Here is a 25,495-nt window from a genome sequence, read left to right as displayed (position 1 = left end):
GCCGCACTGAAGGGTGGATCTGGCTCATCGCTGCTTTCCTCCCTGCCCGCGGGCGCCTCTCACTGCGCCCGCGCGCCGTGCGTTTCCGAACCGGGTTCGCGGCATTGAGGCAAGGCCTCGTAGCCGCGCTGCGGCGCGCGGTCTGTCGCCGTGACGGGCATCGCACGGATCGCGTAGTCGATCATGCTCTCGATGTCGGCGCGCGGGGCCGCACGCTCCCACGCGGGTACGAATACCGGCGGCGGCATGGGCGTCTTCGAGCGGCTCTCTGGCGGCAGCTGCCACATCGCCAGACGGTATCGAATTCGCGGCGCGCAGCGCGCGATGTTGCGCGTCACCGTCTCGATGCTGCCGTGCAGGAAACCGGGTGGCGATGCGGTTGGCATATCGTGGCATGCCGCGCAATGGGTATAGAAGGGACGCAACGATTCGGGGATTGCAGCCGGCACGGAACGCGCGGCCCCTTCGAGCACGGCGGGCGCCAATGCCGGCGCCGCCTGGTCGCAGCAGTCGAGCTCGAGTTTCATGCCCAGATGCGGGGCGAGCGCGCGCAGCAGCGCGCCGCGGCGCAACGCCGCCGAGACGAGCGCGTCGCTCGTGCCGGCGCGGGTTTCGTCGGCCAGCGCCGCAACGGCGCGGGCGAGCCGGCGAGCCGGTTCCTCGGCGCGATTCGCGGTGGCAACGAGCGTCGTCGGATTCTGGCCGGACCGGTCGCGCATCGCGTCGCGTTGCGGCGTGTGCTCGGAGCCAGGCAGGCGGCCCGTGCCCATATCGCCGCGCGCAAGCGCGCGCTCGAGTGCGTGCACATCGGCCTCGGCGAAAAACGTCCCCAGCGTATGCAGCAACGCATCCATGCCGCGCGCATCGGGCCGCCACCGATCCACCGGCGGGCGTGCCGACATGGGATCGAGCGCGGGCACCACTTCCTCGGCGCCCCACGGCGCGACGGGGCGTTCGGCCGCGAACTGCTGCGCCTGGCCGAAGAAGGGATCGCGATTGGGGATGTTCGGATCGGGTACGGCAAGGCCCTGGGGCCAAAGCGTTGCCCACGACGCGGCCAGCGGATCGAGCGCGGACTGCGGCGGCTGCGTGCGGTAGCGCGCTTGCGCGGCGCGCAGGCGGCGATCCAGAACGGCGAGCAGCAGCGCCTCGCGGCACGCGATCGGATCGGACGGCGCCTGCGCCGCGTCGCAGCCCCGGCGCCAGAGCGTTTGCGCGAGCGCCATGCGGTTGGCGCGCGCGACCGAATCATCGATCGCGTTCGGCACGTCCACGCCGCGCTTGACCGCCACACCGTGGAAGCTTTGCGCATGCGCCGAGAGTGCGCGCGCGACCGCCGGGTTGGCGTTGGTTTCGTCCCAGCCGGGACGCGAGAAGATCGGCGCCGCAGCGTGGTGACAGGCACTGCACACGGCCCTGCGCGCATACGCGACGCGCGGTACGGCGCCCGCTCGATAGTCGGTGACCACCTGGAATTCGAAGCGTCCCGCCTGCTCGTTGTAGCTGATGACCTCGATCACGCCTGCCTCGTCCTGGAAGCCGAGGAACAGGCGATCCTTCAGCAGCAGTCGCGGGCTGCCGTCCGTGCGCGCTTCGCCCGTAATCGCAACCACCACGCGCGGGTGCCGGAAGTAATCTCCTGCCGAGGCGTTGCGCTGCAGCGACCGTCCCAGCGGGATGAGCACGGCAGCGAGCCCCGGGCGTCCGAGCGTGTCGGTGCCGGCATGGTGCTCGAGGGCTGCCAGCAGAGCCTCAAAAGGGTAGGGGATGCGTTGCACGCTGTGCCCGTCGATGCTGCGGCTGGTCAGGTGATCGAACAGCGAGCGCCCCGCCGGCGGCAGATCGGCCGCCGCCTGCAGTGCGGCCGGTGGGCACGACAGCACTGCGGTGAGCATCGCTGCCGGCACACGGCGCATCATGCGCAACCGGCGTGCAGCGCCGTGAGCTTCCCCGGTGGAGGCGCCGGGCACCGACGCCCTTGCCGGTTGCTCTACGCTGACGGTTCGGAGGTGCCCCGCTTGCGGGGATCGACCGCAAAGCGAATCGGCGCAGCCGCCGACGCCTTTGCGGGTCATATACATTGATCGATAGCAGGCCGCTAACCGGTGGCGGCAGTGCGCTGCTGCGTCCCGGTCCAGCAGTCTTCCTTCACCGTGCCGGTCTTCTCGAAGCCGGGTCCGTCGCGCTCGGCGATTTGCTTGTTGTAGAGCACGAAGTTCAATGCGAAGGCGCGATCGATGTAGGCACGCCCGAGGTAGAAGCCGGGCCGCACCATGCGGATCTCGTCGCGGACCTTGAAGCCTTGCCGGCTGGCGAGCATGTCGGGCATGCGCCGATAGCCCGGTATGTCGTCGCTGAACGCGTAGTCGATGATGATCGATTCGCGCCGGCTGTCGAGCAGGCTCTGTCCGCAATACAGTTTCGCCGGAAACAGCAGCCACTGCTCCTTGCCGTCGACCGTGATCTTCGTGAGCGGATGGGCGGCGTCCTCTTCCACCAGGCCGATCTTCTTCAGCGCCGACAGATCCTCGATGCGGTTGCGCAGCACCCGCTCGTCGCGGAAGAACACCTTGCCTTTCCACAGCGTCTCGCCGATGAGGTCGGCCTTGGCGCCGCTTAAGTTCACCACGAACCCTTTCAGGCCGCCGCCGACGATCTCCGACAGGCGCAGCTTGCCGCTACCCCCGCGCGGGAAGAACAGCGTGCCGTCGAACGGACCGTCCGGGATGGGGCCCGCGGTCAGGCGCGCGTAGATCTGGTCGACCTGTTCCTGGTCGAGCAGCGCGATGTTGGTGGGCGTGATGCGCGCGAGATCCTCGGGCGTCAACGGGAACTCGTGCTCGACCTGGGCAAGATCGGGTTTCGATTCGTAGGCTGCGCCGTAGGAGGCGAACTTGATGTCGGGCGCGCTTTCCTCGCGCGAGCAGGCCGCGAGCACCAGCACGAGCAACAGCGCCACGGCCAGCGCAGCGGCGTGCAAGGCTTTGAGCTCGGTCGTCATGATCCGCCCCTCACAGCGTCGCCAGAAAGGCGATCAATGCGTTCTTGTCCGCCGCCGGCAAATCTTCGCCGAAGCGATGGCCGGCGTTTTCGATGTCGGCGGTGCACGAGCTGTACACCTCCTTCACCAGGTAGGGACGTTTTCTGAGGGCTTCGACCAGGTTGCCCGGCTTGTCGACGATCTCGCCGCCGATCGCCTGCAGATCGCTCAGCACCTGCTTGCCGCGATCGGGGCCGAAGCGGCTGGCGAGCCGCGGCTCCAACGCATCCGGGCTCACTTTCGCCTGCACCAGGTCGACCACGAACTGCTTGTGCTGGAAGTTGCCGAGCGCGCCCGCGGTCACGCCGCGCCCCTCGATCTCGGACGGGATGGTGATCTGGAAGCCGAGCAGCGTCTCGCGGCTGGTGCCGTCCCACAGCTGTGGACCGACTCGCAGCACCACGTCCTGGTTGAGCAGCGTGACCTTCGGGATACGCTTGTCGGGGTTGAGCAGCGCTTGCATCGAAGCCGTGTACAGCTTGTAGCGGCCTTCGACGCTCGGATCGTATTCGAAGCAGGCCGGCTGCTTGTCGGCCGCGAGCAGCTTGATGTTGCTCGCATCGACGTAGCGTGGACGCTGGCCGTAGAAGTCGTTCTCCTTGTTGAGCGGATTGCCGCACAGCTCGGGGCCGATCGCGTTGTTGTGCATGAAGGGCGCATGCGCCCAGGCGTTCAGCAGCGAGATGTTGCGATAGAAGGTGCGCCCGTCCGGACCACTGCTCCCGCGCACCTCGGCGATGTTCGGATCGGGTTTGCGCGCGCGCAGCGTCTCGGAGCCGTATTCGTGCCAGACGCGCCCCGCCATGTGGTTCGAGTGCAGCGCTCGGCAGCGGAAGGTGCCGACTTCGCTCGCGGGGGTCGAACGGTCGTTGCTCAGGAAATCCTCGCGCAGTCCCGTCTTCTCCGAGACCTTGCGGAAATCCAGACCCTCGGTCTGGCGGGCGATCGCCGCCGGCTGCGAGGAGTGGCAGCGGGCGCACTGCGCAGCAAAGACCTTCTCGCCGCGCGCCACCGCGCCCTTGCCGAATTCCTGCTCGAGGTCCGCCACCAGGTTCTCGGCCGTGTACAGCGTCTTCGGATCGGCCTTGCGCCGCTCGTGCTGCCGCGCCGCGTGCAGGTCGACGGCGTAGCCTTCGGAGGACATGAAGAAGTCGAGGATGTTGTGCAGCCGGTCCTCGATGGCTCGGAAGTTCGGGCAGTCGCGCCGGCATTGGCCGATGTTGAAGGGCGTCTGACCGAAGCCGCGCTGCTGCGGATCGAGCTGGCGCAGGTCGCTCAGGTGATTGACCCAGCACTGCTCCGAGCACGAGCCGATGTTGAAGTACACGCGCTGGATCGCTTCCAGCGCGCCGATCGAGTCCTCGCCGCCCTTGAGGATGTGGTGCACGGTCTCCTTCACTTCGCCGTGCGACCAGCACTTGCCCTTGCGCCCCGGCTCGCACCAGCACGCCGCGGTGTTCTTCTCGGCTCCGCAACTGTCGGTCTTGCGCCACTTGATGATCGACTCGTTTTCGAACACCGGTCGATGCGCCATGTTGATGAGCGCGTTGATGGTGCCGGGGTTGTTGACCTGGTCGGTCGGGATGGCGGAGGTGTCGGTGCTGCCCGGGCGAGCGTGCGCGAACATCTGCCATTCGAGCGTGTTCTTCGACATGCCGGAGACCATGATCTCCGAGACCCGACTGTACTGGTTGCCCACCAGGCCCTTGATGTTCTCCCACGTCGGATGGGCCGGGTCCTCGGGCGGATTGAGCGGGTCGAACGCGATGTGGCACGAACCGCACGCCGTGCCGATCAGGAACGGCGGCTCGATCGAGCCGTCTTGCAGGCGGCTTGCGGGCGCTTCAGCGCTTTGACTCTTTTCCCCGCTCTTGTCGGCCACCTTGGCGTTGTAGCCCTGCCAGGTCGACAAGCTGCCGTTCACCTTCACCCATGCGGCCTTGTCGAACTTCGGATTGGGAAACTTGCGGAAGCCCAGTGCACCGGTGGAGGTGCCGAACTTGAGATCGCACGCCGACTGGCGCTGATCGCCGTTTTTCGCGTGCACGTCGTTCGGATCGAGCGGCGCGTCCTTGAATTCGCACGCCGGATCGCGGTAACCGGGCTTGCCGACAAATTGCAGCAGCGTCTCGTCGCCCGGGCACCAGTCGAAGCCGTAGGTCTCCTCGGGCGATTTGGCCGGGCAGTTGGCCGAGCCGGGCGCGCAGCAGCCGGGATCGTTGATGAGGCCCCAGGCGGCGAAACGGTCGCTGCGCTCGTCGGAGCGCAAGACGCGAAACCAGTCGATCATGACGCCGACGCGCTGCTGGAATACGTAGGTGTGAAATCGGTCGTTGCCGGCGGTGGCCTTGTACCAGATCTCGCGACCGACTCTTGCGGACGGGCTCAAGCCCGCTTCGCCGAGCCGGAAACCGGCATCGTCGTACGATGACGATGACGATGACGATGACGATGCGGCGGCTGGTGCGGGCGGCTGGTCGGTGGCTGGCGCCGTCTCCTGGGTTGCTTCGGCGGCGGCCGCAATGGCCGCCCGTTTCGGATCCAGCACGTTGGAGAACGTGCCCCCGACCGCAGCGGCCACCGTCGATGCCAACGCGGCCGCGACCCACCAGCGCAGTTTCATGCCTTCCCCCGCGTGTCCCTACCTGTCTTGTCGAGCAGCCCGAAGCAGGCGACCGCAATCGAGTGCGGACGTGTCGGACCTTGTTTGAATGGGAATATACGCGCAATTCGCGCTCATGTTGCAAGCGCCGGGCAACGATTCGGGCCCGGCGTGACATGCTTCACGTGAAGCTGGGTGCCAAGCGCAACACCGCGGCGCCGACTTGCGCGGCGTACGGCGTCCGGCATGTGAACCGCGTATTGCGGTGCTACGCAGTTCCCGCCTCTTCAGTGGAATGACGTAAGCAGTCTCCGCCTCTCACGAGGCGAGGTGGCGCGAAGCGCCGGGGTGGAGTGTTTCCCCTCCTCTCATGAGGAGGGGTGCCGACGAAGGAGGCGGGGTGGTGTGGTTTTCGGTCGAGGACCACCCCGTCCGCGATATCGTCGCGTCCCGCCCCTCCTTGGTAAGGATGGGAACGGCTAAAGCGTGACCGTCTCGCCGCTTTCGAGCGCCCGAACCACGGCCTCGAACGTGCTCACGGTGGCGATCATTTCCTCCGTGGACAGCGGAAACGGCGCGCGGCCCTCGATCGCATCGGCGAAGGCCTCGAGCTCCGCTTTGAGCGCGTTGACCGGCTCGAACGTCAGCCGCTGCGGGCTTGCGTCGTGCCGGTGCAACAGCACTTCGTGCTCGCTGACCGACTCGGCCGAGGCCTTGTCGCCGAACACGTGCACGCGCCAGTACAGGGGTGAGGCGCGCACCGTCGAGAAAGCGCCGCTCACGCCGTTGGAGAACTCCACCATGAGCGATGCGACATCGCGCGGCACGGGCGGGGGCTTGTGCACGACGAGCTGACCGCGCACGCGCGCGAACGGGCCGACGAGGTTCAGGAACGCATCGAGAATGTGCAGGCCCGCGCCGGTCATTCCGCCGCCGGGCGATTCCAGCGGCGAATCGCGCCAGGTTCCGGCCGTGTTGTCGGAGTGCAGATTGCTGAAATGGCCTTCGATGTGCAGGATCTGACCCAGCTCGCCCGATGCGGTGATGCGTTTGAGCGCCTGCATCGACGGCCACAAGCGCCGGTTGTGTCCGACGCCGAGGACGCGGCCGGCATCGCGGCAGGTCTGGATCATCGCGCGCGCATCGGCTGCATTGAGCGCGAGCGGCTTCTCGCAGAACACGTGCTTGCCCGCGCGCACCACCGCTTCGAGCATCGGGCGGTGCAGCGAGTGCGGCGTGACGATGACCACCGCCTTCACCGCCGGATCGGCCAGCGCGGCGGCCAAATCCGCGGAAAGCGGCAGCTCGTGGGCGCGCGCGAACTCGCGCAGCCGGTCGGGCGCCGCGTCGACGCCGAGAACGAACCGTACCCGCTCGCTTTGGAATTGAACCGACTGGACGAAGTTCTTGCCCCAGCGGCCGAGACCCACGATGGCGGCATCAAGCATGGCGGTGCTCCTTGCGGTTTATCGAGCGTTCCCTTACTCCACCCCAATGGGGTGCTTGTCTTCCCTCTCCCTCCGGGAGAGGGATCGAGGGTGAGGGACAATCATGCGTCGTGCTCACGACTCCCTCACTTGTAGTGCGCGCATCGGCATGCAGGCCGATGCCGTTCCGTCGGCGCGGACCATGGTCCGCGAATTCCCGCCCTAACCCCCCAGCCCCTCTCCCGGAGGGAGAAGGCGAGCTTCAAGCTGCGCGCTACTGTGCCTTGATGCCGGCGTCCTTGATGACGCCGGCCCAGGTTGCGGTCTCGCGCTTGATCCGTTCCGCAAGTTGTGCCGGTGTGCTGGTTTCGGGCTCGAGCCCCTGGCGCGCCATCGCCTGCTGCGCGTCCGCGTGCTGTAGCGCCTTGATCGTTTCGTTGCGGATGCGCTCGACGATCGCTTTCGGCGTCGCGCCGGGGACCAGCAGCGCGTACCACGAACCGACTTCGTATCCCGGGTAGCCGGATTCGGCAATGGTGGGCAGATCGGGAGCGACCTTGCTGCGCTTGGCTCCTGTGGTCGCGAGTGCGCGCAGGCGCCCGGATTTTACGTGTGGGAGCGAGGAAGCGACGCTGCCGAAAAGCACCTGCACCTGCCCGGCGAGCAGCGCGGCTGCCGAAGGTCCTCCGCCCTTGTACGCGACATGAACCATGTCGATGCCGGCGCGCTTCTTGAAAAGCTCGGCGGCGAGGTGCAGGGGACTGCCCACGCCGGCCGAAGCGTAGTTCAACGACTTCGGCTTGGCCTTGGCGAGCGCCACGAGCTCCTTCACGCTGGTCGCCTGCACGCTGGGATGGACGACGAGGATGTATTGCGCTGTGGCGAGCAGCGTCACCGGCTGCAGGTCTTTCTGCACGTTGAAAGCGAGCTGGTACAGGCCCGGGTTGACCGTCAGCACCGTGCTGAACCCCATGAACACGGTATGGCCGTCGGGGGTCGCGTTCGCGACCAGCTCGGCGGCCAGGTTGCCGCCCGCGCCGCCGCGGTTGTCCACGATCCAGGTCTGCCCCATCGCATCGCTCAGCTTCGGCGCAATGATGCGCGACAGGGTATCGGCGCCCCCGCCCGGGGCGAAGGGCACCAGCAAGCGAACGGGGCGCGACGGGTAGAGCGCGGAGGTGTCCGCCGCGGCGGTCGCAAGCGGCAGGACGCCGAGCAGGGCGCACGCAGATCGCACGAGCGACGTTGACGTTCTCGCTTTGCGCAATGTCGCAGGCATTTTGCTTGTCGCGAGCGACGCAGGCGTTTTTGTTTTCATGTCGGCGAATCCTTCGAATGCGGCGAGGCCATGACGGTGAGACGCAGTATATCGCCGGCGTCGCGCGTTTCCTCCAGCCGCCAGATCCGTTCGGCCAGCTCGTCGACGCGCGCCGCGGGCAGCCGTTGCAGCGCCATCTTTCGATACTTGGCTTCGACTTCGGCATCGCTCATCGGATTGCGCCAATGGCCGCGGTGATATTCGACGCAGGATTCGTGCTTCGCACCGCTTCTCGTCGTCACCGTCACGCGGCAGAGCATCGCCTCCGGCATGCGGCGATTGGCTTCCTCCCATTCGCTCACTTTCACCCGGCGCGTCAGCTCGCGCAGCTTCGGATCGCGCAGATGCGTCGGGTCGAAATGCTCGTCGGCAATATCGCCGTACGTCAATGCCGTCGCCACCGTATACGGCATGCTGTGATCGGCCGTCTCGCGTGTCTCGGGCTCCCATTTCTGCGCGTCGCCCGCCATGAGGCGGATGGCGGTCGCGAGCGTCTCGACGTGCACTTCGGCGATCTGGTCGATCGATCCGATCTTGTCGCGGGCGGCGATCGCGGCTTCGGCAACGGTCTGGGAATACTGGCCGAGCGGAAAGCGCTTCATCAGGCACTGCATGATCTTGAACGGCTCGGCGCCGCCGCCCATCGGGCCGAGGTCGAACGGCTTGCGCGTGACCGCCTTGAAATAGCCGCCGACGCCTTCGAACACGGGCGAGGGCCCGGTCATGCCGCGCTCGGCCAGCATGGCTGCGAACACGGCGTTGCGGCTGGCGTTGGCGTAGGCGCAGCCCTTCCACATCGATACGTTGCCGATGCGTGTCTGGTAGAGCGCGACGTTGGGCGCGATGCCGAGGTTGAATGCATGCCGCATCGGCTCGGGCGCGAGCCCGAACAGACGTGCCGCGGCCGCGGTGCTCGCCATGCCGCCGACGGTGACGTGATCGAAACCGAGCGGCTTGAGATCGGCCTGGTCGCAGACGCGGCAGAACACCTCGTACGCCGCCACCGTGGCGACGATCAGCTCGCGCCCGTCGCGGCGCATGAGATCGCCCACCGTCAGCGCGGCGGCCATGCTGTCGCTCGGATGGCCCGATTCGCCGTTGCTCGTGTAGCCGTCGTTGAAGTCGAGATAACGAATCATCACGCCGTTGGCGAAGGTGGCGAGATCCGGGCTCGTGCGCTTGCCACTGCCGAGCACGGTTGCGCTTTGCGTGGCTGTTACGGTGGCGGCAAGCTCGCGCGCGATGCGCGCCGGCTCCGAGGCATAGCCGCCGAGCGCGCAGCCGATCGTGTCGAGGATCAGCCGCTTGGTCTGGTGCACCACGTCGCCGGGAAGGCTCGGGTAGGAGAGCGCGGCGACATAGTCGCTGAGTCGATCGACGAGCGTGGTCATGGGGCTTGGCGATGGTTGCGCGAGCAACGATGCAGCCGCTGAGTCTAGGCATCCGCGTGCGTTGTGTCCAATCGGCGGCCTGCGAGTCTGCCATCCGCAAACCGGGCGCAGCGGCGCCGTATAATGACCTGCCCCTCCCGCATCCGCGTTCGGTTTGCCTGCTCCGTGAAGCTTCTCGCCATCGACACTTCCACCGAACTGTGCTCGGCCGCGCTGTGGGTCGAGGGCGAGGTGGCGGCGGACGCGGTGCATGCGGGGCAACGCCACTCCGAGCTGCTGCTGCCGATGATCGACAAGCTCCTGCGCGGTGCCGGCGTCGGCGTGCACGCGCTCGATGCGATCGCGTTCGGCGAAGGGCCGGGCTCGTTTACGGGCTTGCGCATCGCTTGCGGCGTGGCGCAAGGGCTTGCATTCGGCGCGGGGCTCCCCGTGATGGGGGTCGGGAGCTTGGTTGCGCTGGCGCAGGCGTCGGGAGCGAACGAAGCAGTGTGCTGCCTGGATGCGCGCATGCGGCAGGTGTATTCGGCCGCATACCGGCGAACCGCCGGCGGCTGGGAGACGGTGCGAGCGCCGGGCGTGCACGCCCCGGAATCCGTGCCGGCGCTCCCTGCCGGGTCGTGGACCGGCTGCGGCAACGGGTTCATCGTCTACGCCGATGCATTGCGGGCGAGGCTCGGCGAGGCGCTGGCGGCAGTCGCGCCGATCGCCCTGCCGCACGCGCGCGAGATCGCGATTCTGGCGGCGGCCGAGATGGTGCGCGGCGGCGGCAAGCCGGCGGCCGCAGCCGTGCCGGTGTACGTGCGCGACAAGGTGGCGTTGACGATCGAGGAGCAGCCGTGAGCGCGATACCGAATCCGGCGATTGCGTATCGTCCGATGTGGATCGAGGACCTCGACCGCGTCTGCGAGATCGAGCAGCGCATCTACCCTTTTCCGTGGTCGCGCGGAAACTTCGCCGATTCGCTGATCGCGCGCTACCACGGCACGGTGATGGCGTGCGAATCGACGCTCATGGGCTACGCCATTCTCACCGCCGCTGCCGGCGAAGCGCACCTGCTCAATCTCAGCATCGACGCGCCATGGCAGGGACACGGCCATGGACGGGCGCTGCTGCTCAATCAGATCGACCTGGCGAGGGGGCAGGGCGCCCGGCTGCTGTTGCTCGAAGTGCGCCCTTCCAACACCGTGGCACGCGCGCTCTATCGCGACACCGGTTTCGAGCAGATCACCGTGCGCCGTGGCTACTACCCGGACCATGGCGGGCGCGAGGACGCGCTGCTGCTCGCGCTGCCGCTATGAGCCGCAAGCTGATCCTGGAAGAGATGGGCATCGCGCCGCTGTGGCGGCTGCGCGCACCGGCGGGCAGCGATGCGTCACAGGCTTCGGCTGCGAGTGCAACCGAGGCCGAGAGTGCCGTGGCGGACACGCCTGCACCCGCAGTCGAGCGTGCCGTCGCGCAGCCTGCGACCGAGCCGGCGAGCCGCGTGCGCAAAGCTGGCCACACGGAATCCATGGTCACGTCATCATCGTCCGATGTGCCCGAGCCGGCGAGCCGCGCCCACAGGCCTGCGGCTCAGCCAGACACGGACGTCGCTGCGAAAAGGCGCGCAACGCCGCCGCTGCCCGAGGCGGAGGAGGCCGAGGCGCGCGTGCGCCGGCAGCGCATCATGCAAATGGATTGGGCAGCACTGAAGGGCTCGGTCGCGCAGTGCGTCGCCTGTCCGCTCCATCGCACCCGCACGCAGACCGTGTTCGGCGTCGGCGACGAAAGGGCCGATTGGCTCTTCGTCGGCGAAGGCCCGGGGGCGGAAGAAGACGCCAAGGGCGAGCCCTTCGTCGGCCAGGCGGGGCGGCTGCTGGACAACATGCTCGCGGCCATCGAGTTCGAGCGCGGCAAGGGCGTTTACATCGCCAACGTCGTCAAGTGCCGGCCGCCGAACAACCGCAACCCGGAAGAGCGCGAGATGACCTGCTGCGAGCCCTACCTCGCTCGCCAGATCGAATTGATCGAGCCCAGGCTCATCGTCGCGCTCGGGCGCGTGGCCGCCAATCATCTGCTGCAGACCGACGCCTCGATCGCAAGCCTGCGCGGGCGCGTGCATGAGTATCGCGGCACGCCTCTGATCGTCACCTATCACCCGGCGTACCTGTTGCGCAGCCTGCAGGAAAAGGCGAAAGCGTGGGTGGATCTTTGCTTCGCGCGCGCGACGCTGGACGCGATTCGGAAGCAACGTAGCGCAAGCTCGTGAGCGGCGTTGGGTGGCCATGACGGAGGGGCTCCGGGATTGGCTTCGGTACGCTCGGATTACTGCGGCGGCCACGTCCGCATGCTGACCTTCGTCGAAGCTCCAGCTTGACCCCGGCAAGCTGAGTCGGAATACTCGGCAGCAAATCGCGGTTTACTCACCCACCATAACGATCCTCATCGCAAAGAGAAGATCATGGCGCGCATTCAGCATCTCGCCATTGCCAGTCTCGACCCGGAAGAGCAGGCGGCGTTCTACAAGAAGGTTTTCGGCTTCGAGGAGGTCAAGCGCATCGACAACCCGCGCGCAACGGGCGTGGTGTTGACCGACGGCGCGATCAACATTTCGGTATTGAAGTTTCATCAGGATCAGATCGACCACGGTCTGGACTTCACCGGCCTGCATCATTTCGGCGTCTTCGTCGAAGATCTGGACGGCACGGCGAAACGCTGCCTGGACAACGGCTGCGTCACCTACGACGAGTTGCCGGAGGACCCGAAGGAGAAGGAGACGTACTACCGGCCCAAGCGCTCCGACAAGTTCAAGGGGCCGGAGAACTGCCTGTTCGATATCGCCGATCATCCGTGGATCGGCGTGGGCGCGGTGAAGCAGACGGCAAAGTAGGAGGGGGGGACGGGCATGGCCCGGGTTTCGAAATCGCTTTTGCACTGGTTCTGGCAGTCACCGGGTTCGCCGCTCACGCGCAGACCTATCCCAACAAGCCCATCCGGCTCGTCATAGGTTCCTTCCCCGGCGGCGGCATCGACCTCGCCGGGCGCATCATCGCGCAGAAGATGTCCGAGAACCTGGGGCAGCAGGTAGTGGTGGACAACCGTGGCGGCGCCAACGGCATCATCGGCATGGAGGTGGTCGCCAAGGCTGCTGCCGACGGTTACACCTTTTACATGGGCACGACCGGGCATATCAGCGTCAACCCGGTCATTCGCAAGCAGCTGCCGTTCGACGTCGACCGCGACTTCGCGCCGCTCACGCAAGTGGTGTCGCTGCCGTTCATCGTCTACCTGCATCCTTCGTTGCCGTTCAAGGGGCTGGGCGATCTCATCGCCTACGCCAAGGCGAAACCCGGCGAGCTCACCTGGTCTTCGAGCGGCGATGGCGGTCTGCCGCACCTCTCCGGCGAGCTCATCCGGCTCGCCAGCGGCATCGATACGCGCCGCATTCCGTACAAGGGCAGCGCCCCGGCCTTCAACGACCTGATGGGCGGGCGGGTGAATTACTGCATCGACGCCGTATCGATCGGGTTGGCGCACGTCAAGGCGGGGCGGCTCGTCGCGCTGGCCACCACGGCGCCGAAGCGCCTGGCCATCCTGCCGCAGCTGCCCACGGTGAACGAAACGCTCCCCGGCGTGGCAGTGCTCAACTGGTACGGCGCGCTGCTACCTGCGGGCGTTCCGCGCGAGCGGGTCGGCCGGCTGCACGGCGAAATGGTGAAAGCCATGCATGCGCCGGACATCCACGCGAAGCTCGCCTCGCACGGATTCGAGGCCAACGGCACGACACCGGAGCAGTTCGGCGCGTTCCGCAAGGCCGAGCAGGCGCGCTGGGGGAAGGTGATCGAGCAGGCGGGGATTCGCAAGCAGTAGGGCACTAATTCGCAGGAATTGCGAATTTCGCGTTGTTCAATGTACTCGCGTCGAGCCGATTCGTGCCATCGGCTCATATCGTAGCTTCAGACGGCTCGCTCGAGGGATGGCCAGGAAGTCGTCCAAGGTTCCGCTCGGTCGTATTGGTATCGCATTGTGTTATATCGGATTGTTCTCTAAGCTAGGCGGTCAAGGAATCGTCCAGAAGGGCGTCCGGGTGGCCGCCACCAATCTGTTCCAGCCGCTTTTCCCCGAGGAGCACATGCTCGGGGATCTGCTCGATCGGGCCTCGCGACTGATCGTGGATTGCCACCGCTTGCTGGGACAGGCGAGTCCTTCGATTCGCGCATCTCTCGCGCTTACTCTGCGAGCGATGAACTCCTACTACACGAACAAGATCGAGGGCCAGCACACGCTGCCGGCGGACATCCAGCGCGCGATCGAGCGGCAATTCGATGCGGACCGGGAATTGCAGCGCAGGCAACGGCTGGCGATCGCTCACATGGAAGCGGAGGTCGAGCTAGAACGCAGCCTACTGGCTCTCGAAGCCCGTGAGCTCTTCTCGCCGGATCGGGTGCGCGCGATCCATGCCGCGCTCTACGGCCGATTGCCCGAATCCGACCGGCTGACGGAAGAAGGCGAACCGATCGTTGCCGGCGCCTGGCGCACCAGGCGGGTCGTCACGGGCCGTCATATCGCGCCATCGGCCGAGGACGTGTCGGAGTTCATAGATGCATGGTCTGCCCGCTACCGAGACCTGCGCGGCAACGAGCGCCTGATTGTCGGCGCTGCCTGCGCTCATCACCGCCTGACCTGGGTGCACCCGTTCATCGACGGCAACGGGCGCACTGCGCGCTTGCATACGCACCTGCTACTGTATCGCCTCGGTCTTTCGGACGGGCTCTGGTCGCCGATGCGCGGCCTCGCACGCTCGCACGAGACCTACTACGCGCGGTTGAACAACGCTGATCTGCCCCGCCGCAACGACTACGACGGCCGCGGGCCGCTGTCGACCGAAGAACTGGTGGCCTTTGCGCAGTACTTCCTCGACGTGTGCCTGGACCAGGTCGAATTCATGCGCGGCATGCTCGCGCTCGACCGCTTTCGTGACCGACTGGAAGAGATGTTGCAGTTCCTGCAAGCTCGTCCCTGGGGCATCGGTTCGGAGAAATCGGTGGTGCGTCCCGAAGCGCTGCCTGCGATTCACTATGTGGCCCTCACCGGGGCCGTGGAGCGCAGTACGTTTCTGGCGATGACGGGTCTGCCGCAGCGCACGGCACGACGCGTGCTCGCGAGCCTGCTCGATTACGGATTGCTTCGTTCCGGCAGCCGCCTGGGTCCCGTCGCGTTCGCCATTCCGTTGAAGTCGCTGCGATGGCTTTTTCCCAGGTTATGGCCGGAGGCGGACGATACGCTCGGCGCATAGCACGCCTGCGAATCAGCGCCATGTTGAAAGCATGTCCGCGGAATCGCGGGCGATGGCCCTTGGTTCACAGACCAAGGGATGCTCGCGCGGAGCGCAACGAAAAAGGCCCGGCGAACCGGGCCTTTCGTGCTGCGTACGTCAGCGCTCTGCCGGCGCTGTTACGCCGGTCGGATGTTCGACGCCTGGTCGCCCTTGGGCCCGGTGGTCTTATCGAAGCTGACCTTCTGGCCTTCGCTGAGCGACTTGAAGCCGCTGCCCTGGATCGCGGAGAAATGCGCGAACAGGTCCTTGCCGCCGTCGTCCGGGGTGATGAAACCGAAACCCTTGGCATCGTTGAACCACTTGACGGTACCTGTACTCATGCTTGCTTTAGTCCTGAAAAGTTGATTTGAGCGCCGGTAGCGCTCGCCGCGGACCGTCGAGGGAGGATTTAAGGGGATCGGAGTAGTGCCGGTGGCGTTACATCGGACCAGAAAAATCGACGCCTGAAGGACCCAGCGCCCTTATACGCGCTCGACTGAGCCCGGTCAAATTATTTTTCGCGCCGCGACGAGCAGGTGCTCATCGCCATCTTTCCGTACGCGCATGGCTATCACGCTCGCGCGCGCCAGAGCGGCGGCGGCGGTCGTCCGGGCTGCCCGTGGGTCTCGACTAGCGCGCCCGCGGCCGGGCCGGCTTGTCCTTGGGTGCTACGTATACGTAGCCTTGCCCTTCCGCGTCGGCGATGCAGGCCTCGTAGGCCGCATAGCCACGCGACGACTCCGACAGCACGACCCGGCTCACGGAGACCTGCTGCCAGCGCCACTGCCGACTTTCGTCTTTGTAGAAACGCCAGATGCTGTTCATTGTGTCCTCGATTCGAGCCTACAGTATACGTGCTGGGCGCGAACGAGACGACCTTGGCGTCGTGCACGCGTGTTGCAAGGGCATAGAAGACGCGGGCAGGACCCGGAACAAGGAGCAGCCATGAACGCGACACAATATCTGCACGACCTCGGCCAGCGCCTGTGGCTCGACAACATCAGCCGCCGGCACCTGGACGAGGGGATACTGCAAACCTACATCGCCGAATACGCGCTGACAGGGCTCACCTCGAACCCCGCTATCTTCGAGCAGGCGATCGGTTCTTACGACGCCTACGATGCGTCGATTCGGGCCGCTGCGGAAGGCAGCGCAAGCGAAGAGGCGCTGTTCGTATCGATTGCGTTGGATGACTTGCGGCGCGCGGCCGATCTGTTCCGCCCGATCCACGATTCCACGGCCGGGGTGGACGGCTGGGTGTCGATGGAAGTCTCGCCGCTGCTCGCCTACGATGCCCCCGCCAGCGTCGAGGCGGCGAAATCGATCCGCAGTCTCGCTCGGCGCGACAATCTGTTCGTCAAGATCCCCGGCACGGCGCAGGGCGTGCGCGCCATCGAGGAATCCATCTTCGCGGGCGTACCGGTCAACGTCACGCTGCTGTTCTCGCCCGAGCACTACCAGGCGGCGGCCGAGGCCTACCTGCGCGGCATCGAACGGCGCATCGCCGCGGGGCTCGACCCGCGCGTCGCCTCGGTGGCATCGCTGTTCGTGAGCCGCTGGGATCGGGCGGTGAGCGCGAAAGTACCGGACGAGCTGCGCAATCGGCTCGGCATCGCGGTCGCCGGTATGACCTATTCAGCGTATCGCAAATTGCTCGACTCCGAGCGCTGGCGCAAGCTCGCCGCCGCAGGCGCGGCTCCGCAGCGGCTGCTCTGGGCCAGCACGGGAACCAAGGATCCGAGCGCTCCCGAAACGCTTTACGTCGAGGCGCTGGCGGCGCCCGACACCATCGATACGATGCCTGACGCTACCCTGCTGGCGTTCGCCCGGCACGGCGCGCTGAAGAAACCGCTCGCCGACGACGCAGTCGAAGCAGCCGCGATGCTGGATCACTTTCGTGCGGCGGGGATCGATGTCGCTGCGCTGGCGGCGCAGTTGCAGCGCGACGGAGCGCAGGCGTTCGTGAAGTCCTGGCAGGGGCTCATGAGGGGTATCGCCGCCAAGCGCGCCTGCTTCCAGGCCGAGAGCGGCGCCCGGCTCGCGACCTGATTCGTCTTCCCCGCGCCTGCGCGGCCGTCAGGATCCTCCGCGCTTGTGGCGGCGGCGCAGCGGTTGATCGTCGTCGCGTGCGAGGCCGTACACGACCGCGAACACCGCGGCCCCGATCAATACGACCAGCAGGACGATCGCGATCACAAGCACTGTGTTGGCACCGAGCGACTTGACGATCTCGCCGTAGAGGGCGGTGCGGGTCAGGCCATAGAACAACAAACCCGGAGCCACGGCGAGCACGAGCAGGACGATGGTGAGTGTTCGCGTGCGCATCCGTCTCATCGCTACGGCGCCCAGACTGAAGTTCCTACTCGCACGCCCCTGAGCGAGCGTGGGCTCTGATAGGATCGCCCCGGTGCTTGCAGGTTCATCGTCGATGCGGGATTTTGGGCAAAAAAATCGCGCCCTTCATACAAGATGCGAGCGAGGTATCCATGAAGAAGGATCGATTGCAGCAAAGTGCGCTGCTTGCTTCCGTGGCGCGACGCTCGGTGGACCGCTGCGGCTGCGGGACGAAGGCAGCTTTTTCGTCAACGGCCGGGTGCTGACCACGGAGTGGCCGAACGTGCCGAATTCCGGCATGGATGCGCCGGGGCATACCACGGTCGAGCAGATGTACGTGCAGTATCGAATCCCCGAAACGCCGAACGCAATGCCGCCGCTGGTCATGGTGCACGGCTCCAACCACACCGGCGCGACCTGGGAGACGACGCCCGACGGACGCGAAGGCTGGGCGACCTGGTTCGCGCGCCAGGGCTTCAGCGTCTACGTGGTCGATCATTCGGGTCGCGGGCGTTCCGGCTTTGCCGCCGCGCGGATCAACCGCGCGCGCGGGGAGTCGCAAGTGGCCGACATCATCGCCGTGCCGGTCGCCACCCACGAGCGCGCGTGGATCAACTTCCGCATCGGGCCGCGCTACCTGCAAGCGTTTGCCGACACGCAGTTTCCATTCGAGCACTTCGCCGCTTACAGCGCGCAGCTGGTTCCGAACGCCGAGGTGACGCTGGAGGCCGGCGGTGCCGCCACGGTAGCGGCCCTGGTTGCGCTGCTCGACGAAATCGGGCCGGCGATCGTCATGGTGCACTCCCAATCCGGGGCGTACGGCATGGATGTGGTGCGGCGCCGAGCCGAGCGGGTGAGCGCGCTCGTGAACATCGAAGGCGACATGGCGCCGGTCACGACGGAGGAGATCGCGACCCGGTTCGTGCGCGCGCCGGTACTGTCGCTTTGGGGCGACCACAGCGTCGGCGCTCCGGGTCGCAACGGCGATGTGCGGCGCAACGGCTGCCTCGACACAGTCAACGCGATCGCTGCGGCCGGCGGCCGAGCGCGGTTTCTGCTTCTGCCCGAAGCCGGTCTCGCCGGCAACAGTCACATGCTGATGATGGACCGCAACAATGGCGAAGTCGCCGAGCAGGTCGTGCGCTGGTTGCGCGAGAGCATCGAGCCCGCGCGTCCTTAGCCACCGCAACCGGCTGAGATCTCCCCGGGCGGGAGAGTTGGTTAGAATGGCGCGGGCATTCAAGCGCGATGACAAGCGAATGCAATCGGATCGTGTTCGAATGTTTTTCGCCGAGCGGCGTCGGCTGCGGCCGATCCGGTTTGCCGGCAAAAGCGTCTTTCGATTATCACACCCGGAAGGGAGAGGTCACGTGTCAGAGCGTCGTACGTCGATCGCAGCTGCAGTCTTTCTTCTGGCATTCGCCCCGGGCGTGCACGCAGCCGAGCAGTGGCCCGCCCGGCCGGTCCGGTTCATCATTCCGTTCCCGCCCGGCGGCAGCAACGACATCATCGGCCGGCTGATCGGACTGCACCTGGGCGAGCGGCTGGGCAAGCCCTTCGTCATCGACAACCGGTCCGGGGCCGGCGGCAATCTCGGCATCGATCTCGCGGCGAAATCCAGCCCGGACGGACACACTCTGCTGATGATCTCGGCGGCCTTCGCGTTCGGCCCGTCGATGTACCAGAAGCTTCCGTTCGATCCCGTGAAGTCGTTCACTTTCGTCACCAAGATCGGCAACGGCCCCAACGTGCTGTCGGTGCATCCCGGCTTGGCGGCGAGGACCACCGGAGAACTGATCGCGCTGGCCAAAGCCAAGCCGGGGCAACTCAACTTTGCCAGCGCCGGCGTCGGCAGCTCGGTGCATCTGGCGAGCGAGCTGTTCCGATCGATGGCGAAAATCGAGGTGATGCACATTCCGTTCAAGGGCGGCTTCCCGGCAATGGTGGACGTCATGTCCGGCAATTCGCAATACATCATCGGCACGCTGGTGCAGGCGCTGCCGCAAATCCGCGCCGGCAAGTTGCGTGCGCTCGGCCTCGCATCGAAGAAGCGCATCGCGGCGATGCCGGAGCTGCCGACGATCGACGAATCGGGTCTGCCCGGTTACGAGGCGGCCAACTGGTGGGGCCTGGTCGTTCCCGCCGGCACCTCGCAGTCGATCGTCGACCGTCTCGACAAGGACGTGGCGCGTATCCTCGCGCTGCCGGATATCATGAAGCGCTTCGCCAACGACGGCGCGGAGCCCGACCCGATGAGCCAGGGCGAGTTTCGCAAATTCGTGGCCGCCGAGACGGCCAAGTGGTCCAAGGTGGTGAAGCAGGCCGGAATCAAGCCGCAGTAGCGCGGCGGAAGAGACGCCCATACGAGCAGCGCGGATTGCATCCTCGAATGTGCATGGCGTCTCTTCCCTCCCTTGCAGGGCGGGCAGGTTTCTGGATAGAACATAGGAGGCGGCAATGGCGAACATCCTCGTGATTCACGGCGCCGGCATGAACATGCGCGGCAAGTCGCAGCTGGAGCTGTTCGGTCCGACGACGCTCGCGCAGTACGACGAGCACGTGCGCAAGTACGCGGCCGAGTTGAAGGTCGGGCTCGACATCTTCCACTCCAACCAGGAAGGCGAGATCATCGACAAGCTCTACGCTGCGCACGACGCCGGCTGCAACGGCTGCGTGATCAACCCGGCCGGCTTCACCGTCGGCTATGCCGCGCTCAACAACGCCATCGCGCAGGTCAATTTCCCGACGATCGAAGTGCACGTGTCGAACCCGGCGCTGCGCGGCCGCATCTCGGACGTGGGGCGGCACACGCGCGGCGTCGTCACGGGATTCGGTCTCTATGGCTACTACCTCGCGCTGCGCGGGTTGATGGAGATCGCGCAGGCGAAGTGATGCGCGAAGTGATAGGCTCAGCGCTTCCGGACCGCAACGGGAGCCCGCCATGAGCTCGCGCATCGAACGCGTCGAAATCTTCGGCATCGCAATGCCCCTGACGGGGGCCTTCACCAGCGCCGGCATCACCAAGGACGTGACCAAGTGTGCCGTCGTGCGCCTCACCGCCGCCGACGGCACGGTCGGCATCAGCAGCATCGAGCCATCCGCGGCTGCCAAGTCGCCTGGAACCGCGGTCGAGCTGCTGGCGACGATGCGCGATCGCATTGCGCCGGCGATCGTCGGACTCGATGCGCTCAACGTCAATGCTCTGATCGAGCGGCTGGATCAACTCGCGCCCACGCAGCCCGGCGCAGGGGCGGGCGTGGAGATGGCCTGCGTAGAGCTTGCGGCGCGTCTGCTGGGCGTGCCGATCCACACCTACCTCGGCGGCGCCAAGCTCGAGGCCGTCCAGTTCAACGGCTGGATCGGCATGCTGCCGCCCGAGGAGGCCGCAGCGGAAGCCAAGCGCTGGCTCGCGGCCGGTTTTCGCTCGGCCAAGATCAAGGTGGGCGGTGGCATCGAGGCCGACCGGGACCGGGTCGCGGCCGTGCGTGCCGCGGTCGGCAATGCGATGAAGCTTCGCATCGACGCCAATTGCCTCTACGCCGCCGATACGTCGCTGAAGCTCTGCGCCATGGTGCGGCCGTACGACCTGCAGCTGTTCGAACAGCCCGCGCCGAAGGAGGACATCGCGGGGCTCGCGCGCGTGCGCCGCGAAGGCGGCATCCCCATCATGGCCGACGAGACTGTCAGCGATCACCAGAGCCTGGTCGCAGTCATCAAGGCCGACGCGGCCGACTACGTCAAGTTCGGCATCAAGCAGGCGGGCGGCATCCTGCGCGCGGCGCGCATGCTGGCCACCGCCGAGGCGGCCGGCATTCCATGCGTGATCGGCCACGGCTTCGGGCTCGATCCGAGCACGATTGCCGAAATCATGCTGGCGGCATCGTCGTGCAACGTGGTCGCCGGTCTCGAATGCGTCGGGCCGCTCAAGGTGCGCGACACGGTGTGCAAGACGCGCCTCGACATTTCGAAAGGCAGTCTGCCGCTGCCGCAGGGACCGGGGCTGGGATTGGAGCTCGACGAAGCGAAGCTCGAGCAGTACCGGATGAAGTAGCGTGCGCTGCCGGTTCGCGGCGCAAAGCTTGCGAAATCGGCCGTGCGGAGGAGCATCATGAACATTGCCCGCTTGTCTCCCCATATCGGCGCCGAAGTCACTGGCATCGATCTGCGTGCGGACATCGACGACGAAACGCGCCGGCGCCTCAACGTGGCCGTGGTCGAGAACGTCGCGCTGGTCGTTCGCGATCAGGACTTCACGCCCGAGCAATATCTTGCCGCCGTGTCGCTTTTCGGCGAACCGATGGAGCAGCACTTCACGCAATACGCGCTGCCCGGCTGTCCGCTGGTGCACGAGGTATCCAACCGCCATACCGACAAGTCGGGCAAGCGGGTTAAGCACGGCGCGGGCTGGCATACCGATCACACCAACCATGTGCGCCCGCCCAAGTACACCTGCCTCTATGCTGTATCGCTGCCGTCCTCGGGTGGCGATACCGCCGTGGTCAACATGCGTGCGGGCTACGAGGCGCTGCCGCAAGAGATCAAGCAGCGCATCGAAGGCATGAGGACCGTGAACGTCTTCCAGGGCAGCGCCGCGGCGACGTACTCGGGCCAGTCGGCGGACGCCCAGACCGAGCGCAAGCCCGAGCCGGTATTGCAGCCGCTGGTGCGAACCAATCCCGACAATGGCGCCAAGGCGCTCTATTTTCATCCGGTCAAGACCGAGAACATCGTCGGCATGAGTCCGGCAGAATCGCAGGCGCTGTTGGACGACCTGCTCGCGCGCTCGGTGCGCGACGAGCTCGTCTACCGTCACACGTGGCGCAAGGGCGACATGCTGCTGTGGGACAACCGCGCCGCCATGCATCGCGCCCACTTCGACTACGACCCGAACGAGTACCGTCTGCTCTATCGGGTGCTGGTGCGCGGCGAAGTGCCGCACTGATCGCGGTGGCGTGCCTCGTGGTCTTGCTGCAGGAGGCACGTATTACGACGCGATACTCGATGCCATGGCGAAGCGAGACGCGGATGTGGCGGGGCATCTGCTGTTCGATCACGCACCGGAAGCGAAGCGCTTGTCAGCCGATAATCTCTGCGGCGTGCAGACGCCTGAGGAAGCGTTCGAGCGGCAGCACGCGCGTGCCCTCGACGTCGAGCTCTTGCTGTCCGCGGTAGACGATGTAACTGCGGGCGGGGCGTGCGGCGAGGAACGCGTCGATGCCCTTCTTGTACTCGCGGCGATAGCGGCGATCATGCTTGACCTCGATGGCAACCACATCGTCCCCGCGCCACCAGACGAAGTCGACCTCGCCGCCGCTCGGTGTCCCCCAATAGCCCAGCGATCCCTTGACGCCGGCGTAGTCCAGGTAGCTCTGAATCTCGTGCAGCACGAGATGCTCGAGGAGCACCCCGTCCCAGTCGGCCGGCAGCGGCTGGTCGAAGCCGCCCGCCGCCGCGTGCAGCACGCCTGCATCGAACCAGTAGAACTTCGGCAGCGCGACCTCCTTGACCTTCGCGCGAGGCCGGTAGGCGGGCAGCCAGTGCCCGATCAGCGTGTCGACCAGGATCTCGAAGTAGCCGCGTGCCGTCTCGCGTGAGACCGCCGCGTCGCGCGCGATGCCGGAGACGTTCGTCGTCTGTCCCGCGGCCAGGGATGCCACCTCGAGAAACCGGCTGAAGCCGCCAAGATCCCTCACCAGGCCCTCGGCCTTGACTTCTTCGCTCAGGTAGGTCGTCACGTATGCCCGCAGAAACTCCTCGCGAGCCTCGTCATCGCCGGCCGTTACGCTCATCGGCATGGCGCCATAGCGCAGAAGCTGGTCCGTCGGGACCGAGAACTCTGTTTCACGGCTCGTCAACGGAAAAAGCTTCCGCAGCACGGCGCGCCCCGCGAGAAGATTGGCCGCACCCCGCTTGAGCTTGCGGGCGGAAGAGCCGGTCAGCGCGAAGCGCTTGTAGCCGTGCTCTTCCATCAGGAAGTGGACCTCGTCCAGGATCCGTGGGACGCGCTGCACTTCGTCGACGACAATCCACTGATCGGTGGGCCGCGCGAGCACCTCCTGCCGGAAATGCTCCGGGTTGCGCTCGTAGCGCAGCATCGAATCTGCCGCAAGCAGGTTTACGACGTGAGCGTCGCCGAAGTGGCTGCGGATCCAGGTGCTCTTGCCCGTTCCGCGCGGCCCGAACAGGAAGAACGACGAGCGAGGCCGGCCGAGCGTACGTGTAAACATAGTCACCAAATTTACCGTCAATTCGGTGGTGATAGTAGCACCATCTCATGCCTGGCGCAGGGGCCCGGCGCGCTTCCGAACATCGCGCGCGCCACGGGCTGCAGGGTCTCGTCCGATCGGCGGGTGGTCACGCTGCTGCTTGCGGCCACGCCCGGCGCGGCAGTGCTCGACGACGTTCGCCGCACTGCTACGGTCGCGGTCGTCTTCACCCAACCGAGCACGCATCGCACGCTGCAACTCAAGGGAACCGATGCGCGCATCGTTCTCCTGGAACCGCGCGATCATGAATTGGTGCAGCGCTATGTGCGTGTCTTCGCTGCCGACGTTGCGCCGTTCGGCTTTTCCGAGGCATACATGCGCGCGCTGCTCGCCTGCCCGCCGGACGAACTGGTCGCGGTGCAGTTCACGATCGCGGCCGCATTCTTGCAGACACCCGGGCCGCGTGCCGGCGAAGCGTTGCCGGCGAACGCATGAAGATTCGCCTGGAATCCTTTCGCGATTGCCTCGATGGCGCCGTACCGGGCAACATCGCCACGGCAGCGCCGGACGGCACGCCCAACATCGCGTACCTGTCGCAGGTGCAGTACGTCGACCCGGAGCGCGTCGCGCTGTCCTATCAGTTCTTCAACACAACCCGGCGCAACATTCTCGCCTCGCCCTACGCCAAGGTCGCGGTCATCGATCCGATCACGGCTGCCCACTACCGTCTGTCGCTGCAGTACCTGCGAACCGAGTCGGAAGGGCCGGTGTTCGAGATCATGAAGGCAAAGCTCGCCGGCATCGCCTCGCACACGGGAATGAGCGGCGTGTTTCGCCTGCTCGGATCCGACATCTACCGCGTGCTCGACATCGAGCGGGTGCCGGGTGAGACGCTGCCGGCGCCGCTGCCGCGACAGAACATGCTCGCGGCGCTTCGCGCATGCGCGGAAGCGATGCGCGCTCATTCGGATCTGGAAGCGTTGTTGACGGGCGTGCTCGCGTGTCTGGAGAACCAGTTCGACATCCGCCATGCGATGGTGCTGATGCTCGATGCCGCGGCTGGCCGCCTGTACACAGTGGCAAGCCGCGGCTACGCCGCTTCCGGCGCCGGCGCGGAAATCGCGCTCGGTGACGGCGTGATTGGCGTGGCGGCACGGGAAGGTACGCCGATACGCATCGGGCATTTCAGCGCGGAATATTCGTACGGCCGCGCGATTCGCGAAAGCCTCAGGCGCAGCGGCCACGGCGCGCGCATCGAGACCGAGATTCCGCTGCCGGGGTTGGCAGAGGCGCGCAGTCAGCTCGCCGTGCCGATTCGAGCCGGGGCGCGCGTGCTCGGGGTGCTCTACATGGAAAGCCCGCAGGATCAGCGCTTCGGCTACGACGACGAGGACGCGCTGGTGACCTTGGCAAGTCAGCTCGGCATGGCGATCCAGCTCGCGCAGCAGGTCGATGCCGACGAGATCGAAGCGGCGGTCGAGGCGCCGCAGGCAGCGCCCGGCCCGACCGTGGTCGTGCGGCATTACGCGGAGAACGACAGCGTCTTTCTCGACGACGACTATCTCATCAAGGGCGTGGCAGGCGCCATCTTCTGCGCGCTGGTGCGCGACTACATCGAGCGCGGGCGCGTGAGCTTCAGCAACAAGGCATTGCGACTCGATCGGCGCATCCGGCTGCCGGATCTGAGCGACAACCTGGAGGCGCGGCTCATTCTGCTCGCCCGTCGGCTGGCGGAACGAAAGGCGTGCGTGCGCATCGAGAAGACTGGGCGCGGCCGCTTCGAGCTGCGCGTCGATCGGCCGCTGCAACTCGTCGACATCGAGTAGCCTCCGGCGACCGGCGAATCCTAAGAATTCACTAATCGCCGGCTAGGCGTCCCGG

The 25,495-nt window shown here is 66.3% G+C and carries 24 protein-coding genes; 14 read left to right on the top strand and 10 right to left on the bottom strand.

Annotation, left to right across the window (positions count from 1 at the left end; genetic code table 11):
* Positions 1-59 precede the first annotated feature (59 nt).
* The 6 genes from GEV05_12355 to GEV05_12330 form a co-directional block, all read right to left on the bottom strand.
* Entirely contained in the window at positions 60-1,919 is a 1,860-nt protein-coding gene (locus GEV05_12355) for a hypothetical protein (protein MPZ44175.1), read from the bottom strand.
* 179 nt (positions 1,920-2,098) lie between these two features.
* Positions 2,099-3,001 (bottom strand): hypothetical protein, encoded by a 903-nt coding sequence (locus GEV05_12350; GenBank protein MPZ44174.1) that lies wholly within the window; start codon positions 2,999-3,001, stop codon positions 2,099-2,101.
* Between the two features lie 10 nt (positions 3,002-3,011).
* Positions 3,012-5,429, bottom strand: coding sequence for a cytochrome c (locus GEV05_12345; protein MPZ44173.1), 2,418 nt, complete (start codon positions 5,427-5,429; stop codon positions 3,012-3,014).
* 692 nt (positions 5,430-6,121) lie between these two features.
* Positions 6,122-7,090: a gfo/Idh/MocA family oxidoreductase gene (locus tag GEV05_12340; protein ID MPZ44172.1), complete on the bottom strand. Its 969-nt coding sequence runs from the start codon at positions 7,088-7,090 to the stop codon at positions 6,122-6,124.
* Between the two features lie 253 nt (positions 7,091-7,343).
* Positions 7,344-8,387, bottom strand: coding sequence for a tripartite tricarboxylate transporter substrate binding protein (locus tag GEV05_12335; protein ID MPZ44171.1), 1,044 nt, complete (start codon positions 8,385-8,387; stop codon positions 7,344-7,346).
* Positions 8,384-10,030, bottom strand: coding sequence for an MmgE/PrpD family protein (locus GEV05_12330; GenBank protein ID MPZ44170.1), 1,647 nt, complete (start codon positions 10,028-10,030; stop codon positions 8,384-8,386). The genes GEV05_12335 and GEV05_12330 overlap by 4 nt, the downstream gene beginning before the upstream one ends.
* On the opposite strand from GEV05_12330, the gene tsaB reads away from it, so the two are divergent.
* The 6 genes from tsaB to GEV05_12300 all read left to right on the top strand — a co-directional run bounded on the left by tsaB (position 9,944) and on the right by GEV05_12300 (position 15,053).
* Positions 9,944-10,618 (top strand): tRNA (adenosine(37)-N6)-threonylcarbamoyltransferase complex dimerization subunit type 1 TsaB, encoded by a 675-nt coding sequence (gene tsaB, locus GEV05_12325; GenBank protein ID MPZ44169.1) that lies wholly within the window; start codon positions 9,944-9,946, stop codon positions 10,616-10,618. The genes GEV05_12330 and tsaB overlap by 87 nt on opposite strands.
* A 35-nt stretch (positions 10,619-10,653) precedes the next feature.
* Complete coding sequence (gene rimI / locus GEV05_12320) at positions 10,654-11,076, top strand: ribosomal-protein-alanine N-acetyltransferase (protein MPZ44168.1); 423 nt, start codon at positions 10,654-10,656, stop codon at positions 11,074-11,076.
* Positions 11,073-12,026, top strand: a complete 954-nt coding sequence (locus tag GEV05_12315; GenBank protein ID MPZ44167.1) for a uracil-DNA glycosylase — start codon at positions 11,073-11,075, stop codon at positions 12,024-12,026. The genes rimI and GEV05_12315 overlap by 4 nt, the downstream gene beginning before the upstream one ends.
* A gap of 192 nt (positions 12,027-12,218) precedes the next feature.
* Positions 12,219-12,647, top strand: a complete 429-nt coding sequence (locus GEV05_12310) for a hypothetical protein (GenBank protein MPZ44166.1) — start codon at positions 12,219-12,221, stop codon at positions 12,645-12,647.
* Positions 12,608-13,627 (top strand): tripartite tricarboxylate transporter substrate binding protein, encoded by a 1,020-nt coding sequence (locus GEV05_12305; protein ID MPZ44165.1) that lies wholly within the window; start codon positions 12,608-12,610, stop codon positions 13,625-13,627. The genes GEV05_12310 and GEV05_12305 overlap by 40 nt, the downstream gene beginning before the upstream one ends.
* A 262-nt stretch (positions 13,628-13,889) precedes the next feature.
* Positions 13,890-15,053, top strand: a complete 1,164-nt coding sequence (locus GEV05_12300; protein MPZ44164.1) for a Fic family protein — start codon at positions 13,890-13,892, stop codon at positions 15,051-15,053.
* Between the two features lie 158 nt (positions 15,054-15,211).
* On the opposite strand, the gene GEV05_12295 is transcribed toward GEV05_12300, so the two are convergent.
* Positions 15,212-15,415: a cold-shock protein gene (locus tag GEV05_12295; protein MPZ44163.1), complete on the bottom strand. Its 204-nt coding sequence runs from the start codon at positions 15,413-15,415 to the stop codon at positions 15,212-15,214.
* 289 nt (positions 15,416-15,704) lie between these two features.
* Complete coding sequence (locus GEV05_12290) at positions 15,705-15,899, bottom strand: DUF1508 domain-containing protein (GenBank protein MPZ44162.1); 195 nt, start codon at positions 15,897-15,899, stop codon at positions 15,705-15,707.
* Positions 15,900-16,019: 120 nt separating this feature from the next.
* Here GEV05_12290 and tal point away from each other — a divergent pair, with 120 nt between their 5' ends.
* Positions 16,020-17,123: a transaldolase gene (gene tal, locus GEV05_12285; protein MPZ44161.1), complete on the top strand. Its 1,104-nt coding sequence runs from the start codon at positions 16,020-16,022 to the stop codon at positions 17,121-17,123.
* A 27-nt stretch (positions 17,124-17,150) separates the two neighbouring features.
* On the opposite strand, the gene GEV05_12280 is transcribed toward tal, so the two are convergent.
* A complete protein-coding gene (locus GEV05_12280) occupies positions 17,151-17,399 on the bottom strand; it encodes a hypothetical protein (GenBank protein MPZ44160.1) in 249 nt (82 codons plus the stop codon).
* A 292-nt stretch (positions 17,400-17,691) separates the two neighbouring features.
* Between GEV05_12280 and GEV05_12275 the strand changes: the two genes are divergently transcribed.
* The 5 genes from GEV05_12275 to GEV05_12255 all read left to right on the top strand — a co-directional run bounded on the left by GEV05_12275 (position 17,692) and on the right by GEV05_12255 (position 22,350).
* On the top strand, positions 17,692-18,588 hold the full coding sequence (locus GEV05_12275) for a hypothetical protein (GenBank protein ID MPZ44159.1): 897 nt from the start codon (positions 17,692-17,694) through the stop codon (positions 18,586-18,588).
* Positions 18,524-19,750 carry a tripartite tricarboxylate transporter substrate binding protein gene (locus GEV05_12270; GenBank protein ID MPZ44158.1) on the top strand — a complete coding sequence of 409 codons (1,227 nt, stop codon included), beginning with the start codon at positions 18,524-18,526 and terminating at the stop codon, positions 19,748-19,750. The genes GEV05_12275 and GEV05_12270 overlap by 65 nt, the downstream gene beginning before the upstream one ends.
* Before the next feature lie 115 nt (positions 19,751-19,865).
* Positions 19,866-20,300: a type II 3-dehydroquinate dehydratase gene (locus GEV05_12265; GenBank protein ID MPZ44157.1), complete on the top strand. Its 435-nt coding sequence runs from the start codon at positions 19,866-19,868 to the stop codon at positions 20,298-20,300.
* Positions 20,301-20,349: 49 nt separating this feature from the next.
* Complete coding sequence (locus GEV05_12260; GenBank protein ID MPZ44156.1) at positions 20,350-21,459, top strand: hypothetical protein; 1,110 nt, start codon at positions 20,350-20,352, stop codon at positions 21,457-21,459.
* Between the two features lie 57 nt (positions 21,460-21,516).
* Positions 21,517-22,350, top strand: a complete 834-nt coding sequence (locus GEV05_12255) for a hypothetical protein (protein ID MPZ44155.1) — start codon at positions 21,517-21,519, stop codon at positions 22,348-22,350.
* A 133-nt stretch (positions 22,351-22,483) separates the two neighbouring features.
* On the opposite strand, the gene GEV05_12250 is transcribed toward GEV05_12255, so the two are convergent.
* A complete protein-coding gene (locus GEV05_12250; GenBank protein MPZ44154.1) occupies positions 22,484-23,635 on the bottom strand; it encodes an AAA family ATPase in 1,152 nt (383 codons plus the stop codon).
* 9 nt (positions 23,636-23,644) lie between these two features.
* On the opposite strand from GEV05_12250, the gene GEV05_12245 reads away from it, so the two are divergent.
* The gene (locus tag GEV05_12245; protein MPZ44153.1) at positions 23,645-24,109 is read left to right on the top strand and encodes a hypothetical protein; all 465 of its coding nucleotides are present in this window, start codon (positions 23,645-23,647) and stop codon (positions 24,107-24,109) included.
* The gene (locus GEV05_12240) at positions 24,106-25,440 is read left to right on the top strand and encodes a GAF domain-containing protein (GenBank protein ID MPZ44152.1); all 1,335 of its coding nucleotides are present in this window, start codon (positions 24,106-24,108) and stop codon (positions 25,438-25,440) included. The genes GEV05_12245 and GEV05_12240 overlap by 4 nt, the downstream gene beginning before the upstream one ends.
* Positions 25,441-25,495 lie beyond the last annotated feature (55 nt).

It is taken from the genome of Betaproteobacteria bacterium (assembly GCA_009377585.1).
Classification (GTDB): domain Bacteria; phylum Pseudomonadota; class Gammaproteobacteria; order Burkholderiales; family WYBJ01; genus WYBJ01.
Note: the sequence above shows the minus strand (reverse complement) of the source record. Positions and strands in the feature narration are given on the sequence as shown.

Bases quoted from the DNA above. Each gene is read 5' to 3' on its own strand.
- GEV05_12355 (MPZ44175.1), bottom strand. From the start codon at position 1,919: ATGATGCGCCGTGTGCCGGCAGCGATGCTCACCGCAGTGCTGTCGTGC.
- GEV05_12350 (MPZ44174.1), bottom strand. From the start codon at position 3,001: ATGACGACCGAGCTCAAAGCCTTGCACGCCGCTGCGCTGGCCGTGGCG.
- GEV05_12340 (MPZ44172.1), bottom strand. From the start codon at position 7,090: ATGCTTGATGCCGCCATCGTGGGTCTCGGCCGCTGGGGCAAGAACTTC.
- GEV05_12335 (MPZ44171.1), bottom strand. From the start codon at position 8,387: ATGAAAACAAAAACGCCTGCGTCGCTCGCGACAAGCAAAATGCCTGCG.
- GEV05_12330 (MPZ44170.1), bottom strand. From the start codon at position 10,030: ATGCACCGCGTCCGCCGCCACCTCGCCCTCGACCCACAGCGCGGCCGA.
- rimI (MPZ44168.1), top strand. From the start codon at position 10,654: ATGTGGATCGAGGACCTCGACCGCGTCTGCGAGATCGAGCAGCGCATC.
- GEV05_12315 (MPZ44167.1), top strand. From the start codon at position 11,073: ATGAGCCGCAAGCTGATCCTGGAAGAGATGGGCATCGCGCCGCTGTGG.
- GEV05_12310 (MPZ44166.1), top strand. From the start codon at position 12,219: ATGGCGCGCATTCAGCATCTCGCCATTGCCAGTCTCGACCCGGAAGAG.
- GEV05_12300 (MPZ44164.1), top strand. From the start codon at position 13,890: ATGCTCGGGGATCTGCTCGATCGGGCCTCGCGACTGATCGTGGATTGC.
- GEV05_12295 (MPZ44163.1), bottom strand. From the start codon at position 15,415: ATGAGTACAGGTACCGTCAAGTGGTTCAACGATGCCAAGGGTTTCGGT.
- GEV05_12290 (MPZ44162.1), bottom strand. From the start codon at position 15,899: ATGAACAGCATCTGGCGTTTCTACAAAGACGAAAGTCGGCAGTGGCGC.
- tal (MPZ44161.1), top strand. From the start codon at position 16,020: ATGAACGCGACACAATATCTGCACGACCTCGGCCAGCGCCTGTGGCTC.
- GEV05_12280 (MPZ44160.1), bottom strand. From the start codon at position 17,399: ATGCGCACGCGAACACTCACCATCGTCCTGCTCGTGCTCGCCGTGGCT.
- GEV05_12270 (MPZ44158.1), top strand. From the start codon at position 18,524: ATGGCGAAGTCGCCGAGCAGGTCGTGCGCTGGTTGCGCGAGAGCATCG.
- GEV05_12265 (MPZ44157.1), top strand. From the start codon at position 19,866: ATGGCGAACATCCTCGTGATTCACGGCGCCGGCATGAACATGCGCGGC.
- GEV05_12260 (MPZ44156.1), top strand. From the start codon at position 20,350: ATGAGCTCGCGCATCGAACGCGTCGAAATCTTCGGCATCGCAATGCCC.
- GEV05_12255 (MPZ44155.1), top strand. From the start codon at position 21,517: ATGAACATTGCCCGCTTGTCTCCCCATATCGGCGCCGAAGTCACTGGC.
- GEV05_12250 (MPZ44154.1), bottom strand. From the start codon at position 23,635: ATGTTTACACGTACGCTCGGCCGGCCTCGCTCGTCGTTCTTCCTGTTC.
- GEV05_12240 (MPZ44152.1), top strand. From the start codon at position 24,106: ATGAAGATTCGCCTGGAATCCTTTCGCGATTGCCTCGATGGCGCCGTA.